Raw genomic sequence first — 14,693 nt, forward strand, 5'->3', positions numbered from 1 at the left:
TTAATATCAGCTTAAAATATAGTGCGCCTTACCGCCTTTCCTAGGACTCTATATAGCTGTAAAAGATGGATCAGAGAAGGTGAGCCTCACCTTATAGTAGGAAATACAAAAATACAAATTGACAAGGATTCAGTATGAAGACTATTTTCGTTAAACCGCAGTCAGTTGAGAAGAAATGGTATCTCATTGACGCAGAAGGTAAGAATCTCGGACGTGTTGCTGTTGCAGCTGCAAGAATCTTGAGAGGAAAGAACAAGCCTGAGTATGTTCCTCACCAGGACATGGGCGACAATGTGATCATCATCAACGCTGCAAAAGCAGCTGTTACTGGTAACAAGGTTCTCGATAAGAAATATTATCGTCACTCAATGTTCCCAGGTGGATTAACAACCGAAAGTTACGGTGAGCTCATCGAGAGAAAGCCAACTTACCCAATGGAACATGCTATCAAGGGTATGCTCCCACACGGAAAGCTTGGTAGAGCGCTCTTTACTAATTGTAAGGTATATGCTGGCGCAGATCATCCACACATGGCTCAGCAGCCAATCGTTGTTGAACTTTAAGGAGTTGAAAGATGGCTAAGAAAGAAAAGAAAGAAATCGTAAATCTCGGTCACGGTGTTGGTCGCCGTAAGTCTGCTGTAGCACGCGTTTACTTAAGAGAAGGAAACGGTAAGATCACAGTAAACGGTAAGAGTGTTGAAGAATATTTCGTTGACGCTATTTCAGTCTTTACTGTTAAGCAGCCTCTCGTATTAACAGAGACAGCTGATAAGTTCGATGTTATCATCACAGTAGTTGGTGGTGGTATCGCAGGTCAGGCTGGTGCTTGCCGTCACGGTATCGCAAGAGCACTCTGTGAAGAAGACAATGATGCTTACAGATCAGCTCTCCATGCTGCTGGCTTCATGACAAGAGACCCAAGAATGGTCGAAAGAAAGAAGTACGGTCAGCGCGGTGCAAGAAGACGCTTCCAGTTCTCAAAGAGATAATCTGGTTTATTGCCGATCAAGGAACTCATGGACTTTCATGGGTTCTTTTTTTATTATTATCGTATGACTTGTTACGATAAAGCACTTTCTCTTCTTGCTATTAGAGAGCATAGTGAAGCAGAGCTAAGAAATAAATTAATTGCTAAAGGCTTTCCAAAGAAAGAAATTGATGAAGCAATAAAAAAGCTCTTAGCTGAAAACTTCCTTTCAGACTCAAGATTTTGCAATCTGTTTATTCGCTCTCGCTTAAAGAAAAATCCTGAAGGTAAAAGCATCTTAATAATGAGACTTAGACAAAAGGGTATTTCAGCAGAGCTTGCTAAAAACTCGGTTGATTCATACTTTGAAGAAAACAGTGATGAAATAAATGAGATATTTAACTCATACTCTCAAAAGCTGATTACAAAGAAGGGAGAAGAAAAAGCAAAGCTTAAGCTCTATCAAAAGGGTATAAAGCTTTATTAAGAGTACATATCAATTACTGTTTTATATCCAACACGTATAAAATTATTAGCACTATTTCCTCTTAATCCAAGATGAGCATTTATTCTAATGTGTCATTTGTATAATGATATATGATATAAAAATAGCATAAATGGGAGCTTATAGATGGGAATATATTTAAATCCAGGTTTTAATAACTTTAACGAAGATAAACAGCTTATTAACTTTGTAGATAAATCTATGTTAATTGCAACTTTAAATAAAAAGCTTAATACACGTGATTGCTTAATTTGTGCCTCCCGCCCAAGACGCTTTGGAAAAACAATGGCAGCAAATATGATAGCAGCATATTACTCTAAAGGTTGTGACTCCCATGAAGTATTTTCTAATTTAAAGATATCTAAAGACCCATCATTTGAAGAGAATATAAATAAATACAATGTTATAAAAATTGATATGAATGGTATTGTATCTTCAAAGGGTAGCATTTCCGTTGTAGAATATTTAAGTAGCGAAGTAATTTATGAATTAAAGGAAACATTTCCAAATATAAATTTACCAGACGATATAAGTTTAGCTACAGCAATTAAAAGAATCTATGCTAAGACAGGAGAGAAATTCATATTTATCATGGATGAATATGATGTAATTATTAGAGATGAAAACTATACACCAGAACTAAAAGGGTATTTAGAATTGCTAGTATCCTTATTTAAAAGTGAAGATGTCAACATTGCAATAGCATTAGCATATCTAACAGGAATAATGCCAATAATAAAGGATAAATCACAGTCAGGGCTAAATAACTTCAAAGAGTATACAATGCTAGATGCTGAGGATATGGCTCCTTTTATGGGTTTTACAGTTGATGAAGTAAAGGCATTAGCTGATAAAAACAATATGGACTTTGAAGAGATAAAGAGATGGTATGATGGATATAATCTTAATGGTATAGAGCTATATTCTCCAATATCAATAATTAGAGCAATAGAAAAGAAACGATGTAGTGATTATTGGACCCAAACAGGATCATATGAAGCAGTAAGTAACTATATTGAATTAAATATAGATGGAATAAAAGATGATGTAATAAAAATGATGGCAGGAGAAAGTATACCTGTTATTGTTGATAAATTTAGAAATAAAATAACTGATTTTAAACAAAAAGATGAAGTGTTTACATATTTAATTCACTTAGGATATTTAGCATATAATGGAGAGAATAAAACCTGTAGAATTCCTAATACTGAAATAAAATCAGAATGGGGATGGATTATAGGTTTAAGCAAGAAATATAAGAAAGTAGGTGAAATAACTAATTTATCAAAGAAGCTATTGGAAGCAACATATAATTTAGAAGGCGAAGCAGTAGCTAAGTCGTTAGAAAAGAGTCATGAGCTATTGACAAGTAATTTGTCATATAACAATGAACAAAGTATGCAAAGTGCTATTATGCTTTCATATTTCTATGCATATGACTATTATACAATCCTTCCAGAGGTAACAACAGGAAAAGGATATGCAGATATAGTAATGGTACCATTTGTACCAAATATTCCAGCATTAGTAATAGAGCTAAAGAAAGATAAAGTAGTAGGTGGAGCAATAGAGCAGATAAAGGAAAAAGATTATCCAAGTAGACTAAGTGGATATGTAGGAAATACATTACTAGTTGGTATTAGCTATGATAGTAAAACTAAAAATCATACCTGTATAATTGAAAGGGCTTAATAAAAAAGAGGTTCATATCGTTTAATTTGATATGAACCTTAGTGTTGTTAAGCTTCAAGAGGAATGTGTTTAAAGGCTGTTACATCAAATAAGCCTGTATCTGTTAGCTTTAGCTCAGGTATTACAGGTAATGCCATGAAGCATAGAGTCATAAATGGATCTATATCCTTATTTACGTGTAGCTCTCTATCACAAATAGCGTGCATTTCATCAAGAGTCTTACAAACCTCATCTTGACTATCATCGGTCATTAAACCAGCTATCTCTAAGCGATGGCTCATTAATACCTTCTTATCTTTAACCATTGTAATGCCACCACCGAGTCTAATTAGTTCATTTACAGCTACTACCATATCCTCGTCATTAGAGCCTATTACGATAATGTTATGTGAGTCGTGAGCAATAGAGGTTGCTACGGCGCCATCCTTCATACCATATCCCCTAATTAAAGCTAAGCCAACATTACCAGTTCCATGGTGACGCTCTACAACTGCAAGCTTTAATATATCCTTAGAGCTATCATGGATAAAGCAGCCATCACTATCACGATTAACTTTTTCAACAGATCTTCCTGTAACAACACCACCAGGGATAATATCGATGATATTAACCTCATCCTTCTCAAGCTTAAGCTTTAGCTTATCTTTAGAGAAATCCTTAACATTCATCATCCCTGAAACCTTTTCAGGAATTGTATGGAATGCTTTCTCCTTAATTACTCCATTACTTGCAACTTTTTGACCTAAGATAAATACATCCTCAGCTTTAATATGATCAATAGATGATGTAATAAAGCAGTCAGCTCTTAAGCCCGGTGCAATTGCGCCTCTATCCTTTAAACCATAGCAAACACTTGCATTTAAGGTTGCCATTGAGATAGCTGTAAGTGGAGCTAAGCCCTCTTCTATCGCGATATTAACACCATGGTTGATGTGACCATCTTCTTTAATAGTTTGTGGCTGTCTATCATCTGTGCAAAATAGTATTCTTGATGAGTTTTGCTCAGTAACACCCTTAACAAGGTTTTTAACATTCTTACATGCTGTACCCTGTCTAAGCATTACATACATACCTCTTTTTACTCTTTGAACTAACTCCTCTGCTGTATCACACTCATGGTCAGTCGTAATTCTACATGATGTATATGCATCAAGAATATTATCCTTAATAGCAGGTGAGTGACCATCAATATTTTTACCTCTAGAGTATGCAACCTCTAGCTTTTTAAATACTTCATCATCTCCATATACAATTCCAGGGTAGTTCATCATCTCTCCAAGACCCAAGATCCTTGGGGTGTCAATTACCTTTTCTATATCCTCTGCTTTAAGGTTTGCACCTGCATTTTCAAAAGGTGTTGCTGGAACACAGGATGGAATCATATAAAATACTGATAGAGGAATCCTTTCAGATGCTTTAAGCATATATGCTAGAGCATCTAAACCTGCAACATTACATATCTCATGAGGGTCTGCTATTACACTAGTTGTTCCACAAGGTACTACTGCATCAGAAAAGGCTGAAGGAGATAGATGTGATGATTCAATGTGGCAATGTGCATCTATAAAGCCTGGAACAAGGAATTTGCCATTTAAATCTATCGTTTCCTTAGCTTTTATTTCTCCATTAAAAGCAGCAAAATATCCATCTACTACATATACATCACTTAAAAAGGTAGTCTTATTATAGACATCTACTACGTTAGCATTTTTAAAGCATAAATCTGCTTGAGATCTGCCCATGCTAACATCTACAATCTTTTTAGCAAGCTTATCTATCATGTTTATTTCTCCTTTCAATATTACATTATAAGTTTAAATCAAATCTTTTGTAAAATAAAATTAAAAAACCTTGATTTTTAATTTAAATTTTTACATAAAACTAAATTTTTTTATTGCGTTATCTAAAAAACAATGCTTACAATAAAAATGAAGTATAACTGATTTCTTCAAAAAGGAGTATGTATGGAAAAGTTATTCAAATTAAAAGAAAGAAAAACTGACGTCAAGACTGAAATCATGGCCGGTGTAACAACGTTCCTAGCAATGGCTTACATCCTAGCAGTTAACCCAGGTATTCTATCTGCATCTGGAATGGATTTTGGAGCCGTATTTACAGCAACAGCACTTTCATCTGCAATAGCAACACTTGTAATGGCATTTGTAGCAAATCTTCCATTTGCGCTTGCCCCAGGTATGGGACTTAATGCATTCCTTGCATACACAGTTGTACTTGGAATGGGTTATTCCTGGCAGTTTGCCCTAACAGCTGTATTCTTTGAAGGTCTTATCTTTATTGTATTAACTATCTTCAATATTAGAGAAGCTATCGTTAATAGTATTCCAGATAACCTTAAGAAGGCTATAAGTGTTGGTATCGGCTTCTTCATCGCATTTATCGGTATGCAGAATGCAGGTATCATCGTTGATGGTGCAACTCTAGTAGATCTTGGTGCTATTACAACACCTGGTCCAGCAATGGTAGCTATCATTGGTCTTATTATTACAATTATCCTTCAGTGTATGAAAGTTAAGGGCGCACTCTTAATTGGTATTATCCTTACAACTATTGTTGGTATTCCTTTTGGTGTTACAAAGTATGCAGGAGGTTCATATCTTCCACCATCAATTGCTCCAACCTTCTTCCAATTTGAGTTTGCAAACATCTTCTCAATTGACTTCTTAGTTATAATGTTTACATTCCTCTTTGTTGATATGTTCGATACAGTCGGTACCTTAATTGGCTGTGCTACAAAGGCTGATATGGTAAGAGCTGATGGTACAATCCCTAACTGTAAGGAAGCTTTATTTGCAGATGCTATCGGTACAACCTGTGGTGCAATTCTTGGTACATCAACAGTTACAACATTCGTTGAAAGCTCAGCAGGCGTAGTAGAGGGTGGTAGAACTGGCTTAACAGCTCTAACAGTAGCAGTTCTCTTTATCTTATCACTCTTCTTAGCACCTCTCTTTGGTTCTATTCCATCAGCAGCTACAGCACCAGCTTTAATCATGGTAGGCTTCTTCATGATGTCACCTGCTAGTAAGATTGATTGGGAAGACCCAGTAGATGGTATCTCAGCATTCCTAACAATTGCTTTCATGACACTCTCTTACTCAATTAGTAATGGTATTATGTTTGGTATCTTAGCATGGGTAATTGGTAAGCTAGTTAGCAAGAAGGCTAAGGATATTACAGTACCTACAATCGTAATTGCTGTTATCTTCATTATCTATCTAATACTTAAATAAGATAAAAGTAGATATTTTCTTTCAATAAGGCACCTTCGGGTGCCTTTATCTGTCTTGACTTATAGGTAGAAATAAACGATATTAATTTATAGATTTCCAAATAAGGAGAAATATTAAAATGAGTATTATTGAACAGATCGTTGCAAGAGAAATTCTTGACTCTCGCGGCAATCCAACCGTAGAGGTTGATGTTATTCTTGAAGATGGTTCATTCGGCCGTGCTGCAGTACCTTCCGGTGCTTCTACAGGTGTACACGAAGCTGTTGAACTCAGAGATGGCGACAAGAGCCGCTTCCTTGGTAAGGGCGTATTAAAGGCTGTAGACAATGTTAATGATATCATCGCTCCAGCTATTGAAGGTATGGATGCTCTTGATCAGGTTGCTATCGACCGCGCTATGATCGAACTCGATGGAACACCTAACAAGGGTAAGCTTGGTGCTAACGCTATCTTAGCTGTTTCTATGGCAGTTGCACATGCAGCAGCAGATTTCCTTGGTCTCCCACTTTATAAGTACCTCGGTGCTTACAAGGCTTGCACACTCCCGGTTCCAATGGCTAACATCCTTAACGGTGGTGCTCACTCTGATAACAAAGTTGACTTCCAGGAATTCATGGTAATGCCAATTGGTGCTCCTTCAATGAAGGAAGCTGTTAGAATGGTTGCTGAAGTATTCCACAACCTTAAGAGCGTTCTCAAGGCTAGAGGATACAACACAGGTGTAGGTGATGAAGGTGGTTTCGCTCCAGACCTACAGTCAAACGAAGAAGCTCTCGAAGTTATCATGGAAGCTATTAAGAAGGCTGGTTACACAGCAGGTAGAGATGGCGACTTCATGATCGCTCTTGACCCAGCTTCATCAGAGCTCTATGACGAAGAGACAAAGACATATGAACTTAAGTGGACAACTCACGAGAAGCTCACTTCTGCTCAGATGGTTGACCTCTGGGAGTCATGGGTTAACAAGTATCCTATCATCTCAATCGAAGATGGTATGGCTGAAGATGACTGGGAAGGCTGGAAGATGCTCACAGATAGAATCGGTGACAGAGTACAGCTCGTTGGTGATGACCTCTTTGTTACTAACTCTGAAAGACTCAAGATGGGTCTCGAGAAGGGTGTTGCTAACTCAATCCTTATCAAGGTTAACCAGATTGGTACTCTCACAGAGACTTTCGAAGCTATCGACCTTGCTAAGAGAAATGGTTACACAGCTATTGTATCACACCGCTCTGGTGAAACAGAGGATGTTACTATCGCTGACCTCGTAGTAGCTCTCGAAACAGGTGAGATCAAGACTGGTTCAATGAGCCGCTCTGACCGTGTTGCTAAGTACAACCAGCTCATCAGAATCGAAGAGATGCTCGGTGACACAGCTAAGTATGCTGGCCGCGATGCATTCCGCGTTCTCTAATAGATAATTAATTCTATAGTGCCCTTTGGAGTTTTCTCTGAAGGGTATTTTTTTGCTTTACTAAAATCTACTGCACTTTTTTCTGCACTTTGCACAAATAAAAAGCTTTTGTGAAGCTTTACACAATTTCTTCAAAAACTAAAAAAAGGTAGGAAAAATTATAAAAAAAATAATTTTTTTTAAAGAACGAAAATTTATTTTTCGTAAGAAAAAATCACTTAAATAACTCAAATGAAATTTAAAAATGTTAAATATATTTAACTTAATGTAATGGATATTTTAATTATGTAAAAAATATGTAGAAATTATATAGAAAATATGTAACGTTTGTACAAAATATGAATTTATCTTGACAGTTATACAAGGTGACTTTAAAATAAACCTTGTATTATGGAATAAAGGGGAAAGATGATTCCTGTGAATTGTCTCCCGAATTATTTGGAGGAATTATGAAAAAGACAATTGCTATTCTATTAGTAGCAGTTCTAGCAGTTAGTTCCGTATTCGCAGGCTTCTCAGGCAAAGCTACAGTAGGTCTCGGATACAACTGGGAGACTAAGAACTATGGTTTCTCAAACGGAACAGGTTTTGATGTAGATGTAGACCTCACAACAGCAGAAGCAGACAAGGTTGCAGAGGGTGATATCTATGCAGGTATCAAGGCAACAATGAGTGTTAAGGTTGCAAACAAATCAACAAAAGATGGTCAGATGGACCATGGTTCAAACTTTTGGAACAACATAACTAAAACTCAATCACCAAATAATGGATATGCTTTAGGTTTATTCCTTGATGTAGCTGAAGCATATGTAGCTGGTGAAAACTGGAAAGTAGCTATTACAGGTACACAGGGTGCAACAAGCTATGCTAAGTCATTCACAACTCATAAGGAAGCTATCAAAGATGTATTTGGCAACAAGACAGGTGATGAGAAAGACGTTGCAGATGATGTAACAGGTAGTTTTGCTTTAAATAAAGCTCCAGGTGTAACAGTAGTAGTTGCTGGTTTCAAGGGTTCTGTTGGTTTCAATGGATCTAATGAAAAGGGTAAGGAATTCTTTAATTATAATGCATTCTTAGAAACTCCAGAATTTAGTGTTGATGGCTTAACAGTTCAGGCTGCTGTTGGTGCTTCAAGAAACGTAGATCCAGATCCAGAAAATGACAAATTCCATGACTTTGCACTTAATACCTCAGCAAAAGTTGGATATGCAACAGATGCTCTTTCAGTAGCAGTAGCAGCAGACTATGATGCAGTTAAGTATTTGAAAGACAATGATACTATCTATTCATTATTTGATGCATCTGCAAAAGTAGCATTTGCTCCAGTAACAGTTGATGCTTACTATGGTCTAAATGGTATTTTAGCTAAAAACCTTGAAGATAATAAGACATTAGCTCACACTTTAAGTGCTCAGGTAGCAACAGATCTCGCAGCATTTGATCTTCCTGTAAAACTTACTGTATGGGGTAAGGATATCCTTAATACAATGGATTACGGTGCAAAGGCAGAAGTAACAATCGATGTTATCAAGCTCAGTGTTAATGGTGGTTATGTTATTGACCCAGTATTACTCAAGAAACTCTATAATGAAAATCTTGGTAAATATTATATTGGTGCTGATGTAGAGTATACAAATGACCTCTTTACAGCTAAAGCAGGCGTAGGTTTCAATTCTTATGTTGCTAAGGGCTTAGAAAATGCAGCACAGTTAACACTTTCAGCTTCTGTAGAATCTTCAGCAATCATCCCAGGTGCAACACTCAAGCTTGCTTATGGTAAAGCTAAAAATGCTCAGAACCTACTTAAGGATCAGAAGACAGTTGATATAACAGCTGAAGGCTTATTGAAACCTTTTGACCAGAACCTTGGTAAGGTTGAAGCTACATGTACAATCAAGTTCTAATCTAATTAAAAGATTTAACTTAAATCCCTCAGATAATTTCTGGGGGATTTTTGTATATAAATACATAAGCATAATCCTTCATTCAAAGAGGAATTATGAAAAAGACAATTGCTATTCTATTAGTAGCAGTTCTAGCAGTTAGTTCCGTATTCGCAGGCTTCTCAGGCAAAGCTACAGTAGGTCTCGGATACAACTGGGAGACTAAAGATTATGGTTTCTCAAACGGAACAGGTTTTGATGTAGATGTAGACCTCTCAACAGCAGAAGCTGGCAATGATGTAGAGGGTGATATCTATGCAGGTATCAAGGCAACAATGGGTGTCAAGGTTGCTAACCAGGCTGGTACAAAAGGTACAGAAGTTTGGAACAGTAAAGATAAAGCTGACAAAAACTATGGTTTAGGTTTATTCCTTAAGGTAGCTGAAGCATATGTAGCTGGTGAAAACTGGAAGGTATCTATCACAGGTACACAGGGTGCAACAAGCTATGCTAAGTCCTTCACAACACATAAAGAAGCAGTAGAAGATGTATTTGGTAACGAAACTACAGATACTAAAGATGTTGCAGATGATGTAACTGGTGATCTTTTTGCTTTCAACAAGGCTCCAGGTGTTACAGTAGAAGTTGCTGGTTTTAAGGGCTCTGTTGGTTTCAATGGTTCTGAAGATGAAAACAGAAAAGTTAAAGTAGATACAGCTACTGAAAAGGTTGAAGCTGAATTAGATGCAGATAAAAAATTTGTTGCTGGTAAGTTCTTTAACTACAATGTATTTGTAGAGTCACCATCTTTTGATGTTAATGGTTTATCACTTCAGGCTGCAGTAGGTGCTTCAAGAAAGGTTGATAGCTATGGTGTTTTCGGTAAAGAGACAAAGAAGATAAAATATTTTAACGTAGAAGAAGAATATATAGTTTATACTCCAAAATTCTATGATTTAGCAATTAATACATCAGCAAAAGTTGGATATGCAACAGATACTCTTTCAGTAGCAGTAGCAGCAGACTATGATGCAGTTAAGTATTTAAAAGATGACAATACTATCTATTCATTCTTTGATACATCTGCAAAGGTAGCATTTGCTCCTGTAACAATTGATGCTTACTATGGTCTAAATGGTATTGTAGCTAAAGGCCTTGAAGCTGCTCCATCAAAGCTTAAGACATTAGCTCATACTTTAAGTGCTCAGGTAGCAACAGATCTCGCAGCATTTGATCTTCCTGTAAAGGTTACAGTATGGGGTAAAGATATCCTCAATACAATGGATTACGGTGCTAAGGCAGAAGTAACAATCGATGCTATTAAGCTTGGTGTTAAGGGTGGATATGTTATTGATCCAATCTTAGCTAAAAAAATAGCTGATGAAAATTTTGGTAAATACTATCTTGGTGCTGATGTAGAGTATACAAATGACCTCTTTACAGCTAAAGCAGGTGTAGGTTTCAATTCTTATGTTGCTAAGGGCTTAGAAAAAGCAGCACAGTTAACACTTTCAGCATCTGTTGAATCTTCAGCAATCATCCCAGGTGCAACACTTAAGCTTGCTTATGGTGCAGCTAAAAATGATCAGAACCTTCTTAAGGATCAGATTGCATTACAGCCAGCTCAGAACCTTGGTAAGGTTGACGCTACATGCACAATCAAGTTCTAATCTAAATACGATAGAACAATTTATAAATGCTCTCAGTTTTTCTGGGAGCATTTATATTTATAGTGAATAAACATCATTTAATGAAATTAAGTGTATATTTGATTCTTTATTAGCTTTTTCAATAAGGCTTTCTTCAAAACCTGATTTAGAGAATAGATACCAAGTCTTTGACTTATAATCAAATTGAGAACACTTATCAATTAAATTATCTAGAATATCAATATCAACTTTATCATTTGTCCATTTGCATTCACCAAAGAGTGCTTTATCATTATGTGTTGACATCATATCTATTTCTATTTGCTTTTTTTGTTTAGTACTACCACCCCACCATCTTTGAAGATCATTATAAAGAAATGGATCACGAGTTACATTAAAGGATGCAAACATGTAAGAAATACATATCTGTTCCCATTCTAAGCCCATATATCTTGAAAGAGAATGAATAACAACCATATCAAGAATATCTTTACCTTTCCCAAAATTAATCATATTGATATTGGGTATTACAAATTGATAATGAAACCTAAATAGACCATTTGTAATAGTATAGATACTTTTCTTATTGTTACTACTTCCATAAGGAGTTTCTTTTTTAATTAATCCAACTCTTATCATATTTGAGAGATAAAAGCTTACTGTTCCAGTTTGCATCCTAACCTTTTCAGCTATATCATTTAAACTACTTCTACCAGATGCAATAGCACTTAATACATCACTATATCTAGCTGTCTCTTTAAATTCTTCATTTATTAATGTGTCAGTTCCACCAGCAAGTATTGAACCTGTATTAAAGAAGAGGTTATATAAGTTATCTTTTAATGAAATACTATCGTCTACCATATTAAGATAGCGAGGTATTCCACCTAATGCTGAATATAATATAGCAGTTTCTTCTTTTGTAAAGCTCCAGTTATAAGCTTTCATCTCCCATAGCATAAACTTCTTAACTTCCATTATTAATGTTGTTCTACCATATAAGGGGCTATCACCAGAAAGAACTTGTTCTTTCATAAAGCTAACTGAAGAGCCACATAAAACTAATTTTAGTTTAGTATTCTTCCAATACTTATCTATTGAGTATTGTAATACAGATGATAGCTCATCTTTATTACCTGCTAATAAAGGGTATTCATCTAATACTATTATGTAATTAGAAGAAAGAAATTTATCATTATGATTTAAGAAATCAGAAATCTCTTTATAAGAATTAAAGCTTGGATGAGAAATATTAGGCATTAATACAGATAAGAATGAATCTGTCATATTAACTATATTATTTTCTATTGAAGTTTTTAATCCTGTACAAGTAATACAATTCCTATTCTCAATAGATTTATTTATTAATAATGTTTTACCTATTCTTCGCCTTCCCCAAATAACAGCAAATTCAAAATTATCAGAATCATAGCACTAATTTAATCTTTCATGCTCTTTAGTTTTATTTATAAATGATTCTTTAATTTTAGAATTATTATACTTAGATTAAACTAAGCAAGTTAAAACTAAGTAAATTTTTATTCATAATTAATTATCTGCTATTCAAATAGGAATTATGAAAAAGACAATTGCTATTCTATTAGTAGCAGTTTTAGCAGCAGGTTCTGTATTTGCAGGAATCTCTAGTGAAGGAAAGATTGCCTATGGCTATGATCTTGATTCCAAGAACACAGGATTCACAAACAGTACAAACCTAAAAGTTAACGTAGACCTTGCAACAGCTTCTGAAGAGAAGCAGGCTGAAGGTGCAATTTATGCAGCAGTAAAAGGTGATTTAACACTCAAACTTTATAATGGTGCAAAGGGTGATTCTACAGATGACCCAATGGCTTGGGGTGGAAACACAGGTTTAGACTTTATCGCTATTAGTGATGTAAGTGCTACAATCAATGGTGCAGATTGGTCTATAGATATCTTAAATTCTGGCAAGCAGCTCGACCTTGCAAAATCAGCTATTGATTCATCAACAAAGCACAAGTAGCTTGATAGCTATGGCAAGAAATTAGGTGATAAGACTGATGCTACAACATATAAAGTTGGTTTAAACGCAGCTCCTGGTTTCACAGTAACATACAAAGGCTATTCTGTAGGTCTTGGTTTCCAGTATAAAGATGCGGATAGCACAGATAAGGTTGGAAAGACATTTAAAGATGAAAAAGAATATTCAACAGGTGATATGGTTAAGTACTACAAAGGTACAGATTTCTCTCTCGTAGCAAAGACTCCTGCAATTGCAGTTACTGATGAAATCAAGGTTCAGGCTGGTGCATCATTCTATAACAATGAAACAGCTTCTGTATCTATTGGTACTAAGTCAAGTGAATGGAAGACAGTATTTGATAAGTTTAAGACTAATAGAGGATCTGAAATTGGTGGTTCTGTAGCAGTATCTTATGCTAATGATTCTATGAGTGCTAAGGTAGCAGCTGATCTTGTTTATGCTATTAAAGCATACAAAGTAGAAGGTACAACTAATGCAAACGGTATTGTAGAAAATAAAGATGCAGAAAAGTTTGGTATGGACTTAGCAGCTAACTACACAATGGATCCTGTATCAGTTGATGCTTATTATAAGTATGATAGTACAAAGAAGGATGCAGTTGATGCTAACTACTTAAGCTTACAGGTTAAGACAGATCTTAATGCATTTGATGTACCAGTAGTATTAACAGTATATGGTACAGATCTTTTCAGATTTAAATATACCGGTATAGATCCTACTAAATATTCTAGTGCTATATTTGGTTTAAAAGCTGATTTAACACCAATGGAAGGCATAACAATCAATACTGAAGCATCTATTACACCATTCATGGTACCAAGTGGTGCACCAAGTGAAGCAAAGTTTATTGGCTGGTCAGCAAAGGCTGGTGCAATATATGATGCAAATTTATTTACAGTTGAAGGTGGCTTAAAGATCAGCAATGCAGGATTTAATGCAAAATATGAAAAAGATGCTACATTTAAGCAACTTGTAAATAAAGTAGTTCTTGCAGCAAATGCAAAAGTTACATCAACAACACTCGTACCAGGTGCAACTCTTGCTCTTGAATACAGTGCAGATGACCTCTTAAATTCACTTTCAGCAACATGTAAGACATCTAACGAACTTACAACTTATGGTTCATTGACGTACTCCCACGGGCAAGCCCATGGGAATCTGGCCATGGTAACGACGGTGTCAGAGTCAGTTAAAAAGGGACAAAAAGAGTCAGCTGAAAAAGGACAGAAAAAGTCAAATAAAAAGGGAAAACATACAAACCATACTAAAGTGCTTTCCTTAATTATTATTGATAAAGACTTAGA

At 35.7% G+C, this 14,693-nt stretch carries 12 protein-coding genes and 1 pseudogene; 10 read left to right on the forward strand and 3 right to left on the reverse strand.

Annotated elements, in window-relative coordinates:
- Positions 1-134: 134 nt before the first annotated feature.
- The 4 genes from rplM (at position 135) to FYJ80_RS08995 (ending at position 3,166) form a co-directional block, all read left to right on the forward strand.
- Complete coding sequence (gene rplM / locus FYJ80_RS08980; protein ID WP_154426135.1) at positions 135-563, forward strand: 50S ribosomal protein L13; 429 nt, start codon at positions 135-137, stop codon at positions 561-563.
- Positions 564-574: 11 nt separating this feature from the next.
- On the forward strand, positions 575-991 hold the full coding sequence (rpsI, locus tag FYJ80_RS08985) for a 30S ribosomal protein S9 (RefSeq protein WP_154426137.1): 417 nt from the start codon (positions 575-577) through the stop codon (positions 989-991).
- Positions 992-1,054: 63 nt separating this feature from the next.
- Complete coding sequence (locus tag FYJ80_RS08990) at positions 1,055-1,456, forward strand: regulatory protein RecX (RefSeq protein WP_206361050.1); 402 nt, start codon at positions 1,055-1,057, stop codon at positions 1,454-1,456.
- 144 nt (positions 1,457-1,600) lie between these two features.
- The gene (locus FYJ80_RS08995; RefSeq protein WP_154426141.1) at positions 1,601-3,166 is read left to right on the forward strand and encodes an AAA family ATPase; all 1,566 of its coding nucleotides are present in this window, start codon (positions 1,601-1,603) and stop codon (positions 3,164-3,166) included.
- A 47-nt stretch (positions 3,167-3,213) separates the two neighbouring features.
- On the opposite strand, the gene ade is transcribed toward FYJ80_RS08995, so the two are convergent.
- Complete coding sequence (gene ade, locus FYJ80_RS09000; RefSeq protein WP_154426143.1) at positions 3,214-4,947, reverse strand: adenine deaminase; 1,734 nt, start codon at positions 4,945-4,947, stop codon at positions 3,214-3,216.
- A 183-nt stretch (positions 4,948-5,130) separates the two neighbouring features.
- Here ade and FYJ80_RS09005 point away from each other — a divergent pair, with 183 nt between their 5' ends.
- The 4 genes from FYJ80_RS09005 (at position 5,131) to FYJ80_RS09020 (ending at position 11,387) form a co-directional block, all read left to right on the forward strand.
- Positions 5,131-6,417, forward strand: coding sequence for an NCS2 family permease (locus tag FYJ80_RS09005; protein WP_154426145.1), 1,287 nt, complete (start codon positions 5,131-5,133; stop codon positions 6,415-6,417).
- Between the two features lie 118 nt (positions 6,418-6,535).
- On the forward strand, positions 6,536-7,831 hold the full coding sequence (gene eno / locus FYJ80_RS09010; RefSeq protein ID WP_154426147.1) for a phosphopyruvate hydratase: 1,296 nt from the start codon (positions 6,536-6,538) through the stop codon (positions 7,829-7,831).
- A gap of 449 nt (positions 7,832-8,280) precedes the next feature.
- Positions 8,281-9,738 (forward strand): hypothetical protein, encoded by a 1,458-nt coding sequence (locus FYJ80_RS09015; protein ID WP_154426149.1) that lies wholly within the window; start codon positions 8,281-8,283, stop codon positions 9,736-9,738.
- 95 nt (positions 9,739-9,833) lie between these two features.
- Complete coding sequence (locus FYJ80_RS09020; RefSeq protein ID WP_154426151.1) at positions 9,834-11,387, forward strand: hypothetical protein; 1,554 nt, start codon at positions 9,834-9,836, stop codon at positions 11,385-11,387.
- Positions 11,388-11,444: 57 nt separating this feature from the next.
- Here the strand turns inward: FYJ80_RS09020 and FYJ80_RS11960 are convergent, their stop codons facing one another.
- Both FYJ80_RS11960 and FYJ80_RS11965 read right to left on the reverse strand, forming a co-directional pair.
- Positions 11,445-12,230 (reverse strand): ATP-binding protein, encoded by a 786-nt coding sequence (locus FYJ80_RS11960; protein ID WP_328596769.1) that lies wholly within the window; start codon positions 12,228-12,230, stop codon positions 11,445-11,447.
- Positions 12,231-12,236: 6 nt separating this feature from the next.
- Positions 12,237-12,782, reverse strand: a pseudogene (locus FYJ80_RS11965) (AAA family ATPase); the annotation flags it as partial.
- 160 nt (positions 12,783-12,942) lie between these two features.
- Here FYJ80_RS11965 and FYJ80_RS09030 point away from each other — a divergent pair.
- Both FYJ80_RS09030 and FYJ80_RS09035 read left to right on the forward strand, forming a co-directional pair.
- Positions 12,943-13,368, forward strand: coding sequence for a hypothetical protein (locus tag FYJ80_RS09030; RefSeq protein WP_154426155.1), 426 nt, complete (start codon positions 12,943-12,945; stop codon positions 13,366-13,368).
- 195 nt (positions 13,369-13,563) lie between these two features.
- A partial coding sequence (locus FYJ80_RS09035) for a hypothetical protein (protein ID WP_154426157.1) occupies positions 13,564-14,693 on the forward strand: 1,130 nt, incomplete at its 3' end.

The organism is Bullifex porci, from assembly GCF_009695635.1.
Lineage (GTDB): Bacteria > Spirochaetota > Spirochaetia > Sphaerochaetales > Sphaerochaetaceae > Bullifex > Bullifex porci.

Coding starts and splice junctions, on each gene's coding strand:
- rpsI (WP_154426137.1), top strand. CDS start 575: ATGGCTAAGAAAGAAAAGAAAGAAATCGTAAATCTCGGTCACGGTGTT.
- FYJ80_RS08995 (WP_154426141.1), top strand. CDS start 1,601: ATGGGAATATATTTAAATCCAGGTTTTAATAACTTTAACGAAGATAAA.
- eno (WP_154426147.1), top strand. CDS start 6,536: ATGAGTATTATTGAACAGATCGTTGCAAGAGAAATTCTTGACTCTCGC.
- FYJ80_RS09015 (WP_154426149.1), top strand. CDS start 8,281: ATGAAAAAGACAATTGCTATTCTATTAGTAGCAGTTCTAGCAGTTAGT.
- FYJ80_RS09020 (WP_154426151.1), top strand. CDS start 9,834: ATGAAAAAGACAATTGCTATTCTATTAGTAGCAGTTCTAGCAGTTAGT.
- FYJ80_RS09005 (WP_154426145.1), top strand. CDS start 5,131: ATGGAAAAGTTATTCAAATTAAAAGAAAGAAAAACTGACGTCAAGACT.
- FYJ80_RS08990 (WP_206361050.1), top strand. CDS start 1,055: ATGACTTGTTACGATAAAGCACTTTCTCTTCTTGCTATTAGAGAGCAT.
- rplM (WP_154426135.1), top strand. CDS start 135: ATGAAGACTATTTTCGTTAAACCGCAGTCAGTTGAGAAGAAATGGTAT.
- ade (WP_154426143.1), bottom strand. CDS start 4,947: ATGATAGATAAGCTTGCTAAAAAGATTGTAGATGTTAGCATGGGCAGA.
- FYJ80_RS09030 (WP_154426155.1), top strand. CDS start 12,943: ATGAAAAAGACAATTGCTATTCTATTAGTAGCAGTTTTAGCAGCAGGT.
- FYJ80_RS11960 (WP_328596769.1), bottom strand. CDS start 12,230: ATGGTAGACGATAGTATTTCATTAAAAGATAACTTATATAACCTCTTC.